This window comes from Litchfieldia stipae (genome assembly GCF_014837155.1).
Lineage (GTDB): Bacteria > Bacillota > Bacilli > Bacillales > Bacillaceae_L > Litchfieldia.
In genome coordinates this window covers 1-9,438 of sequence record NZ_JACYHA010000040.1, presented here as the reverse complement: position 1 = coordinate 9,438, position 9,438 = coordinate 1, and the positions used below count along the sequence as shown (strand labels likewise).

The window sequence follows — 9,438 nt, the reverse complement described above, 5'->3', positions numbered from 1 at the left end:
CTATCATTTGATTCTTCGATATAACCCTTCAGTTCCATAAGGAACTGCCTAACCTTTACCAGAGTGATGTAACCATCCTCCATTTAAGCTAGGAACATTTCGCACAACTAATCTGCTTCGTTACTTTAATATCTCTACAACACAATGTAACATAATATTCCAAACATATTGAGGCAAATAAAAAGACGATCTGATTTAAAGACCACCTTGTTCAACTCTTGCACCTGTTAGTTTTAGTATGATTTTTCACAATCTTTATTTATACCTGGTAAAGATACTTTTGTCAGATTACTTTCTTCATCAACTTATGTAAGTTTGAATAGGTTCTTCCCAGCCTTCTGTTCCTATTTCTTTATAATTTGTGTATTCGGTAATCACTTTTCTTCAAAATTTTTGAGCAGAAAGATTTTCTTCTATTTCAGCCACTTCCCAATGTCCTGGAAATCAATTAAAAAGTTGAAATGTCACCTGTTTTCCAATCCCTTTTTATCGATACTTTTTCATATTGAAGAAAAGCACACTTTTATGGATTAATAAAACCACTTATTTCTTCTTTTCAGAGCACCGGTACTTTAATAAGTGAAAGGCGACTGCTTTGAATTAGCTATCGCACTTTTTATCAACATTTAGATTTTTGACTTTAAATGCTTAAGAATTTGAATGACTAGTTTCCTTTATAAATTATTACTAATGTTGCATTACTTAAATTCCGCTATCGTGGGTTCTACCATATCCTTTCTTCGATACACATTTAAAATGAGTCCTAAAACAGCGGAGTAAAAGAGGATCGCGCTGCCACCATAACTAATAAAAGGCAGAGAAACCCCCATTATAGGCACGACTCCAAAGCTCATCAAGATGTTCCAGGTAGTAGGAACCGCAAACAATGTAGCACCACCTATTACGATCATTCTCCCATAGAGGTCCTTTGTTTTAAACGCATTTTTTGAAATCCTGGAAATAAATATCAGTAGGATCAAACATAGAACAAATCCGAAAGCCCAACCAAGAGAATAGACGAGGAAGGGAAAAGCAAAATCTGTGTGTGTTTCTGGTAACATTTGAAAATCGAACTCGTTGGAAAGTCCGTTACCGAACCATCCCGCTTCTGCAAGGACATTCCTAACCGCCATATACATATACCCTGCTCCATTTGGGTCGGAATATGAATTTATAAAAGCAGATAATCTAGTAAACAAATAACTTTGGTGTGAGGTCATGATGATCATAATTACAAAGATAGCACCAGCTATTAGATTTGTTACGACAAGTTTGATAGCTAATTTCTTATGGACTCGGGCAAAGGTAAACATTCCTAGTAAACAGAAGAAGTAAATGGTACCAACCATAAAGTCTGGCACCATCATGTAGAGCGAGATGGGAATCCAAAATAAAACAAAAAGTAAACCTTGTTTTTTCAGACTACGATACTCATTTATTTTGTTAAAGATACCCGCCCAAGCAAGAAAAAAGAAAAATAAGCTCATCATGGATACATCGACCGTCAGGCCTGGGAGGGAAACCCACTTCTTTGCTCCGTTGGTCATAATTCCAAAAAGATGAAGATATATATGGATCAATAGGCCTATCGTATAAAAGTATATCCATCCGTTCTTTAATTTTTGGTAATCAATGAAAAGGAATCCAATGATTACAAGAATAGCCAGGGTGTACCAAATCGCCTGTCTCCCCATAAAGTAGGCACCTGATAGGGAAAATTCAGGAATCCCATCAACTAATGGGAGAAAACTAATGCTAGCAAAAATAACAAATAAAACGATAAGAACCCAATCCATTTTTGGCTTATGAAGGGGATTTAATTTCTCTCCGATGGTAAACGGATTTCCCATTTCTTGAATGGCCTTTTCATCTGAATCCTCCTCAGAAAATCCTCTTTTTTTGTAAGATTGACTTAACTCTTGCAGATGATGAGTAAGCTCTTTTTTTATCATGTTGTGTGCTTTCTTAGATTTCACTTTGGAAGTGACTTTACTTAAAAATTCTTCAAATTTGGGAGAACTCATAAGGACGCCTCCTCTAGTAAATGTTTAAGGGATACTTGTTTTGAGTTTTCTTGTTTATAGGCAGCTAAGTATTGTTTTCCTTTAGAATTTAAGGAGTAACATTTCTTTTTATTCATCCAATTAGAAGTAAGAATTTCTTTATTTTCTAATAGATGTAGCAGTGTATAAAGCAGCCCTTCATTTTTTTGGAAAGTACGTTCGTTTTTTTGAAAAAGTTGAATGGAAATATGGTAGCCATCCTTTGATTCATGCTGAACAGATTCTAATATAGCTATAATGGTTTCACTGTTCCAATTATCTAGTTGTGATTGTTGATTCGTACGAATCGCTTCTCGCACGGCACTTTTTCTTTCATTTGAAAAAGAAAGATCCTTAAAAATTGTTTTTTTCATAGAACTCTTCAGATTCATAAATGGATCATTCATCTCCTAAACCTCCTCTATCATCTTGTCCTTTAGTAATTCTTTCGCACGCTTTAATCTCGTCTTTAATGTATTTATATTTACTGTAGTAATCTTGCTTATTTCTCTTAAAGACAGTTCTTCATAATAATGCAGAAATACGACTTCTCTGTACTTAAGAGGTAAATTCATAACAGCATTAGTTAAAATATCTTCTTCACTATTTTTGATAATTTCCTCTTCAACCTGTTTTGATTTTGAAGGGATATAATCCAAAATTTTATCGCTAAGCGTTATTTTTCGATAATGCCAGCTTTTTAAATAATCCTTACAATGATTACTAGCAATACGATATACCCAAGTCTTTATTGTTGCCTGCTGATTAAACTGATTTAACTTTTCATAGCACTTTATAAATATCTCTTGTGTTAAATCTTCTGCAGTAGCTCGGTTTTTAACATATGTATATACGAGATGCAGGATATCATCGCTATATTCATGCATTAATTGATCAATTATCTGCTCTCTCTCGTCTAACATACTTTCATCTGTCACCGCCAATTGTTTTAGTCCATTCATAGTTTTCACCCTCTCACCTATTTTAGACGAAGCTAACCTTCATCCGGTTTGAAGAAAATAATATTTTTTATGAGCATCTGTCATCTAGAGTGTAAATACAAAGGAACAACCTCTTATCAGATTGTTCCAGCATGTTTAGGGTAGGTTAAACGGCTTATAAAACTACGCCTTCGATTATTGATTCCCTATCTCTCAGATGGAACTGAGATTACAACAACTCCGACATTCAAAATTGCTTATCGTTGTAAACCTTCACAAAATCTACTATGCACATAAACATAGTTATTAAACAATCTTGTCCGAATGTTTAATAAGAGCTAATGACAATTCCCCCACTAAACTGCCCCGTTTGTTCAATAAGGATTTCAACAAAAAGGTGCTTTAATCCTAATTGGATCAAAGCACCTGTTAGTAAAATAGACATACTTTATTCTTTGCTCATTTCAACCTTCTTACTATAATTTAAATCTATAACAATATCTCCGACACCCATTGCAATTAATCCATTGAATAAAGAAAAAATTGGAAATACTATATCTCCACCACCATTTGAAAAACGAGCCATAATAGTTTTCCTTCACTTATACTACTTTTTTTCCATTACAGCGAAGTAATTTTCTTCATTATCAGCAAAGTTAAATACTCTACCAGATGGCATATTTATAATCTCTCCTACAGTGATTTTCTTACTTGTCAAGTCACAGTGTAATTGTTCGAGATTTTCAGAGAAAAACATTAAAGATGGTGTATCAAGATTTAACTCTGGAGACATTTTAGCAACGAACTCCTTATTGTGAAGAATGATGGTTGTTTCTGCTCCCTTTTTTGGGGCAATTTCAATCCACCTCATTCCTTGACCGTTATTTTCTTCAGAAATCACAGTAAAGCCTAATTCCTCTGTCCAAAATTGCACTGCTTCTTCTTGGCTATTGACATACAACATTATTTGACCAACTTTACTAAACATAATTCTTCCACTCCCTTATAAGCAATATATTTATATTTATTTGAAAAGAAAATCCCTTCTTCAGCTCTCCTGCTTCGTTAATATAATTAATTCTATAAAAATAGCGTCAATCCTTTATCTAAGTAGTAATTTCACCAGTAATCCAACCTCTAATAAATCCTTCCAAAGATGAAGCCACCCACGTTCTGCTGTCATCTTCGTGATTCCAAACATAAATATCTTCTGTTTGAATACTACCATTTAATATGTTAAAGCCGTATAGGTCACCACAGCCGTTATCCGAGAAAAATAACAAGTGGTCAAATGGCATAAAAATATCTTTATAATCGGCAAAATTTCTAAAAAATAGATTATCCTTTACCAGTTGTGAATTTGACCATATTAAAGGACAGCCAAAACTATCAAATACTCCATTTGTTTCACTATATAATTCATGCAACTTTTTTGGTAATTCAACATTTAGTTCCTCCGAAATTTGGACTATTTCAGCATTAGTTGCTGGTGATTTGAAGTAAAAGTCTTTTGAAATTGAACTTATATAGTCCTTCCACATCCTATTTAACACCATCCTAAAAAAAGTCTATGTGGAATAATTCACCGCTAATAAAAAACATTCCTTCTTCCAGAATCCTGCTTCGTTAGTATAATTAATTCTATAAAAATAGCGTCATTCCTTCTTGGATCAACGCACCCGTTACTTCAAGAAGAAAAAGTATGACTCATTAGTAGTATAACTATTAGTTCATTTTTTTTTTGCTGTCATCTTAGACTTTAAATTTAAGATAAACTCATAACCAAAGGCTACTAACAATCCGGTCCAAAAAATTACAACTGAAGTAAAAGGCTCACTTCCAGATATTAAAAAGTAAATATAATTTATAAATAATAGCAACATATAAGTGTAAAAACCAAGGATTGCTCCTTTTCTCCAATTATTTTGCTCTGTTTTATACATATTTCTGAAGAATTTCATTATATCCCTCCACAACATAACTTGTATTCTTACAGTTCTGTTAATGCACTTTATCCATCCCACGATATCTGAACGTATTACCATTATTTTACCATAAAAACTATAATACCTTTTTCCACTAAACTGCCAGTTAGTAAAATAAGCTAAATAATAATTCTTAAGAACCTTCAACTGGTACAACCCTGTTACAGTATTCTTCATATAAGATTCTCAACACATCCATGATTTTTTCGTCTGCATGCTGTTCACTAAAACGATTGGGTAATTCCTTAGCACCCAATACATATAAGAATGGTTTTTTGGAAAACTCTCCCATAATACCGATATCCACTACAACGTTATCCAATCCACCAGTCATATGGTTCAAATGATAATGTGGTATCCCTTCTATTTCTCCACGCTGTCTAACTAATCCGTTAATAATAGGATTCCATATCTCTGGTCTGGTCTCATATCCTTCAAAAATCAACTTTAAAACTTCGAGCAATTGATTCATTTCACCATTATTTTTAAGATCCCTCGGATTCTCAGTAACATTGATTTTGGAAAATCGGGACTTTATCCTTTGGTTTACATTCTCCCATCCACCACAAAACTCAACAATGTGATTCGCAATATAACTATCATGACACGCTATCATTACTTCAACTGCATCTTCTAAAGATAAACTATTTCTATTTTGAAAATGTGGGTACAACTCCTTGCTATCTTCCTTTGGATTAAAGCTTATAGCCTTGATTTCATCGGTCCATTTATATAAATTTTCTTCAACAAGACGTGCAACACAGTAACCAATTACCATTTTTGCAGCTGAAGCAAGCGGTATACACAAGTCTTTTTGGTATGAACATTCAATTTCTCTATTTAGGTTTGAATAAATAAGGATTCCTGCTTCTCCTGATTCTATTTCTTTTAATTTTTCAATAATATGGTTCACTGAAATACCTACTTTCAATTTTTTGTCAATCATATCAATAAGTAATTCAAACTTATAGATCCCCTAATTCAATAGCACCCAAGAAATTCAACAAAAATGAGCATTAATCCTGCTTGGACTAAAGCCTCGAATCTCTTACTGACTATCTGCTCCGTTAGTTCAATAAATTCAACAAATTTAGCGATAATCCTTCTTGGACTATCGCACCCGTTTGTGGAATTTAAAATTGACTTAAATATCCTTGTTTTGAAGACTTAATGAATGTTCTTTTTCTAATTCTTGTATATTTTTTTGAAAAATTTCAATGTCGTAATGAATCAAATCATATTTATCAATATTTTCTTTTAAATAATCTCGTAGTTCCTGTTCACTTTTGGTTTCATCCATTCCAATCGAAATCACAGGGTCTGTATCACCTATGCCAAAGCTGAATAAACCGAATTCGTCCCATCCATCCTCAAGGACAGATGCGATACGTTCAGCTCGTGCTTCTTTACTATCATTAACAGTTACATCATCTTTGTTAAGAGAAACAAATATTAAAACAGCAACAGCACCTACGATTAAGCCGGAAATAAATTTTTTCATTTTGTCCCCTCCTTTATAATCTATCTTACCAAATAAACCCAGTAGTTTGTTCAATTATTCTGCTTCGTTAGTAAAAATGTGACTGCTTACTTATTCATCAATCACTCGAATATTTAATTAGCTTTAAGTTACTTTATAATAAATTTCCTTAAAAGGTAGTCGAGTGACATAAAAATGATGATAAATATGAAGATATCTAGTGTCGCTAACAACAAATTCAAATCACTACTAAATAGGTTGTAATTAAATCCAACAGCCTGTTTTAAGAAATCATCAAACATTAATGCTATAAAACCTACTAAAAAAAAGCGCCAAAATACTCTCACTCCCCATCCCCCTTTATCGCACTATTCTGCTTCGTTACTTAAATATCTCTACAACACAATATAACATAATATTCCAAACATATTGAGGCAAATAAAAAGACGATCTGATTTAAAGACCGCCTTGTTCAACTCTTGCTCCCGTTAAGTAAAGATGTAACATTATGTTGATAATACAAAAAGTAAAGCAGCTATACCAAAATAACCAATTAAACGTTCTTTATCCTTTAACTTCTTTTCAATTAAGAAATATAAATTAAGTGCAACCATACCTGAAGCAAATATTTTTATATATAGCAAATCCATTTCCCCTCCAAAATTAAAGTAATAATTTTACTAGTCTCATTTTTTGTTTGATAGCAATTATTTAAATTGTAGATAATAGTATAGATGCAGCATTAACAGGATTTTTTGTAATAAGAACATTTATCATGCTATTATTGAAGTAACCTGCTTCGTTAGTCAAAAAACGAATGCTCTTTTTGAACACTCGCCACCCCGTTAGCTTAATAAGAAAGAACATCCAACTCAACTCATTCTTGCTTATGTAACACAAAATAATATTAGATTTAACTAACTTCTTTGTTATCCTCTTCTTTTTTTCTCTTCATAATTACCTTTAGTTCTTTTTTCGTATCTGGATGCAATATTATTTTATCCGTAAGGTCCAACGTTGCAGGTTTGACCTTTCTTCCCCATTTCCTTGAAAACGAACGCCAATCACAAACCATTTCAAGAAGGTATTTTCTAGGCATTGGTAATGCCTGATTATTTTTCAGGTCGACAACCCAATACTCCCAATGGTGCTTATTTTTATGCTGATGGTTAAGCCAAGCATATTTCCATATTAATTCATCGTTTAGACTTTTTTCTCCCTTGTAAAAAAATTTCTTAGCATAAGGAAAAAATTCTTTTGGTGTTAACTTGGATAAATCGTGGGTAATGCCTTGTAAGAATAAACCCTCTTTCCAACATTCAACTAGGACATTCAGTTTATGGTCAAGAATATACAGTAAATTTCTCCAGTAAGCCTTAAACATAATTACATACCCCCTATCGAGATAACTGTTCAATTGATATTCTATTTGTACGGTTTAAACTCCTTTAGTTGCACTAAAAACTAGTATTGAACTAACCTGACCGTTAGTATAATAAATTCTATAAAACTAGCGTCAATTCTTCTTAGATCAACGCTCCTAGTTAGCTTAAGTACATCTTTTCACAATCTTAGCTTTAATACTGGATTGCAGAACGATAGCGGAAGACTGTTTAGGCAACTCATTCAATAATAATTACTTCTCCGTCCTTTAACGCTTTAAAAGGTATTTTATTATTAATCATATATTCAATTGATTTGTCTATATCCTCAGATTCTGGATGGTCTGATTTATAATGGGGAGCAATTGCATATTCCAAAATATGTAGTCCATCCCAAATAGTTTGATATTCTTCCCCATACGGTTTTTGTTCTGGGTCATCAGCTAAATGAATACCTTTTAGCGTCGGTCCAAGGATACATACACCCGCACTATACCCTCCATATAGGATGTTCTTATTGTCATTAAAATACTTTTTAATAATCTTATCGAAACCACTTAACTTCATAGCTTGTGCAAGTACGAAAGTATTGCCACCCCTTACCCAGATAACATCATACTGGTCAAGGATTTCTTTTAATCCATCTGGATTATTAAAATACTTTTTTAAATCTAAAATATTCACATTAAAACCTATTCTTTGAAGGTCTGATATATCAGCTGCATCACTTTTATTCTTTCTTACTAAGTCAGTCGTAAAGTCTAATGCATTGTTGATATAAGCAACATTTCTGTTGCAGTTTTTCGTGATTTCCATTAATTTTTGTGCTTCGTTCCCAATTTTAAAAGATGATAGATAAAATTTCATATTATCCTCCTGTTTTACGTTAAATGTCCCGATTATAACCAATGCTCTTAAGCTAACCTGACCGTTAATTTAAGTGAAATCCATCACAATATAACGAATCTTCATACTGGTTTGAAAATGCTTGCTGCGCTGTATATTTGAACTGCGCAACATATAACTATTCTTTAAAGATACCATTTACAGAAAAATATCAGTTGTAAATGAAACCCATTTCCTTATTTAATATTCCAACCATTTGTACATCTAAATGCATTCGCTCATAATTGTAAAGATAACCTTCCCGATTGGAGTATTGTCAATTAATCCATATGTTAAGTATATAAAACAGGTTGCTTTTTTGCTGTATCGCTACAAAGTAGATTAGAAGTTTAGCAGATTATTGTAACATTACACCCAAATTCTATGAAAAATCTCGAAATTCATCATACTGAACATAAAGACAGATTCATTAGATTCAATTTTACAAAAGTTGGTTAATTTATTTCATCAAAATAATCACTTGGATTAGAGATGCCATTATCAATAAAAACCTTTGCCCAATACTTAAACATGTCAATAAAAGAGTCTTTATCCATGCTTAAAGTACCTAATGCCTCAACGTTTCCTTGGACTTGTACTGTATCTTTTTTCAAATCAACAATGACGGTCATATATGTTTCTTCTTTGTATAAAACAGTACAGGTTACTTGCTGTTTCACTAAATCAACTTTAGGAAATTCATGTCGTACTCCAGTGGGCTTG

At 32.8% G+C, this 9,438-nt stretch carries 14 protein-coding genes; all 14 read right to left on the bottom strand.

Annotated features, from left to right (window positions below):
- Positions 1-698 precede the first annotated feature (698 nt).
- Positions 699-2,024 carry an FtsW/RodA/SpoVE family cell cycle protein gene (locus F7888_RS22000; RefSeq protein ID WP_191783502.1) on the bottom strand — a complete coding sequence of 442 codons (1,326 nt, stop codon included), beginning with the start codon at positions 2,022-2,024 and terminating at the stop codon, positions 699-701.
- Complete coding sequence (locus F7888_RS21995; protein ID WP_191783500.1) at positions 2,021-2,449, bottom strand: PadR family transcriptional regulator; 429 nt, start codon at positions 2,447-2,449, stop codon at positions 2,021-2,023. Before F7888_RS21995 ends, F7888_RS22000 begins: the two co-directional genes overlap by 4 nt.
- Positions 2,450-2,452: 3 nt before the next feature.
- The gene (locus F7888_RS21990) at positions 2,453-3,004 is read right to left on the bottom strand and encodes a sigma-70 family RNA polymerase sigma factor (protein WP_191783498.1); all 552 of its coding nucleotides are present in this window, start codon (positions 3,002-3,004) and stop codon (positions 2,453-2,455) included.
- A 427-nt stretch (positions 3,005-3,431) separates the two neighbouring features.
- Entirely contained in the window at positions 3,432-3,569 is a 138-nt protein-coding gene (locus F7888_RS21985; RefSeq protein ID WP_191783496.1) for a hypothetical protein, read from the bottom strand.
- Positions 3,570-3,590: 21 nt separating this feature from the next.
- Entirely contained in the window at positions 3,591-3,971 is a 381-nt protein-coding gene (locus F7888_RS21980) for a VOC family protein (RefSeq protein WP_191783494.1), read from the bottom strand.
- Between the two features lie 118 nt (positions 3,972-4,089).
- Positions 4,090-4,524, bottom strand: coding sequence for an SMI1/KNR4 family protein (locus F7888_RS21975; protein WP_191783492.1), 435 nt, complete (start codon positions 4,522-4,524; stop codon positions 4,090-4,092).
- 189 nt (positions 4,525-4,713) lie between these two features.
- A complete protein-coding gene (locus F7888_RS21970; protein WP_191783490.1) occupies positions 4,714-4,944 on the bottom strand; it encodes a hypothetical protein in 231 nt (76 codons plus the stop codon).
- Between the two features lie 157 nt (positions 4,945-5,101).
- Complete coding sequence (locus tag F7888_RS21965) at positions 5,102-5,881, bottom strand: serine hydrolase (protein ID WP_191783488.1); 780 nt, start codon at positions 5,879-5,881, stop codon at positions 5,102-5,104.
- Positions 5,882-6,112: 231 nt separating this feature from the next.
- The gene (locus F7888_RS21960) at positions 6,113-6,469 is read right to left on the bottom strand and encodes a hypothetical protein (protein WP_191783486.1); all 357 of its coding nucleotides are present in this window, start codon (positions 6,467-6,469) and stop codon (positions 6,113-6,115) included.
- A gap of 128 nt (positions 6,470-6,597) precedes the next feature.
- Positions 6,598-6,795: a hypothetical protein gene (locus F7888_RS21955; RefSeq protein ID WP_191783484.1), complete on the bottom strand. Its 198-nt coding sequence runs from the start codon at positions 6,793-6,795 to the stop codon at positions 6,598-6,600.
- A 159-nt stretch (positions 6,796-6,954) separates the two neighbouring features.
- Positions 6,955-7,098, bottom strand: coding sequence for a hypothetical protein (locus tag F7888_RS21950; RefSeq protein WP_191783482.1), 144 nt, complete (start codon positions 7,096-7,098; stop codon positions 6,955-6,957).
- Positions 7,099-7,361: 263 nt separating this feature from the next.
- Positions 7,362-7,832 carry a DUF5662 family protein gene (locus tag F7888_RS21945; protein WP_191783480.1) on the bottom strand — a complete coding sequence of 157 codons (471 nt, stop codon included), beginning with the start codon at positions 7,830-7,832 and terminating at the stop codon, positions 7,362-7,364.
- A 238-nt stretch (positions 7,833-8,070) separates the two neighbouring features.
- Positions 8,071-8,697, bottom strand: a complete 627-nt coding sequence (locus tag F7888_RS21940; protein WP_191783478.1) for a Type 1 glutamine amidotransferase-like domain-containing protein — start codon at positions 8,695-8,697, stop codon at positions 8,071-8,073.
- Positions 8,698-9,170: 473 nt separating this feature from the next.
- Positions 9,171-9,438 (bottom strand): hypothetical protein (locus F7888_RS21935; RefSeq protein ID WP_191783476.1); only part of this gene is annotated, 268 nt, incomplete at its 5' end.

Coding starts and splice junctions, on each gene's coding strand:
- F7888_RS21945 (WP_191783480.1), bottom strand. CDS start 7,832: ATGTTTAAGGCTTACTGGAGAAATTTACTGTATATTCTTGACCATAAA.
- F7888_RS21970 (WP_191783490.1), bottom strand. CDS start 4,944: ATGAAATTCTTCAGAAATATGTATAAAACAGAGCAAAATAATTGGAGA.
- F7888_RS21985 (WP_191783496.1), bottom strand. CDS start 3,569: ATGGCTCGTTTTTCAAATGGTGGTGGAGATATAGTATTTCCAATTTTT.
- F7888_RS21940 (WP_191783478.1), bottom strand. CDS start 8,697: ATGAAATTTTATCTATCATCTTTTAAAATTGGGAACGAAGCACAAAAA.
- F7888_RS21950 (WP_191783482.1), bottom strand. CDS start 7,098: ATGGATTTGCTATATATAAAAATATTTGCTTCAGGTATGGTTGCACTT.
- F7888_RS21990 (WP_191783498.1), bottom strand. CDS start 3,004: ATGAATGGACTAAAACAATTGGCGGTGACAGATGAAAGTATGTTAGAC.
- F7888_RS21960 (WP_191783486.1), bottom strand. CDS start 6,469: ATGAAAAAATTTATTTCCGGCTTAATCGTAGGTGCTGTTGCTGTTTTA.
- F7888_RS21975 (WP_191783492.1), bottom strand. CDS start 4,524: ATGTGGAAGGACTATATAAGTTCAATTTCAAAAGACTTTTACTTCAAA.
- F7888_RS21980 (WP_191783494.1), bottom strand. CDS start 3,971: ATGTTTAGTAAAGTTGGTCAAATAATGTTGTATGTCAATAGCCAAGAA.
- F7888_RS22000 (WP_191783502.1), bottom strand. CDS start 2,024: ATGAGTTCTCCCAAATTTGAAGAATTTTTAAGTAAAGTCACTTCCAAA.
- F7888_RS21995 (WP_191783500.1), bottom strand. CDS start 2,449: ATGAATGATCCATTTATGAATCTGAAGAGTTCTATGAAAAAAACAATT.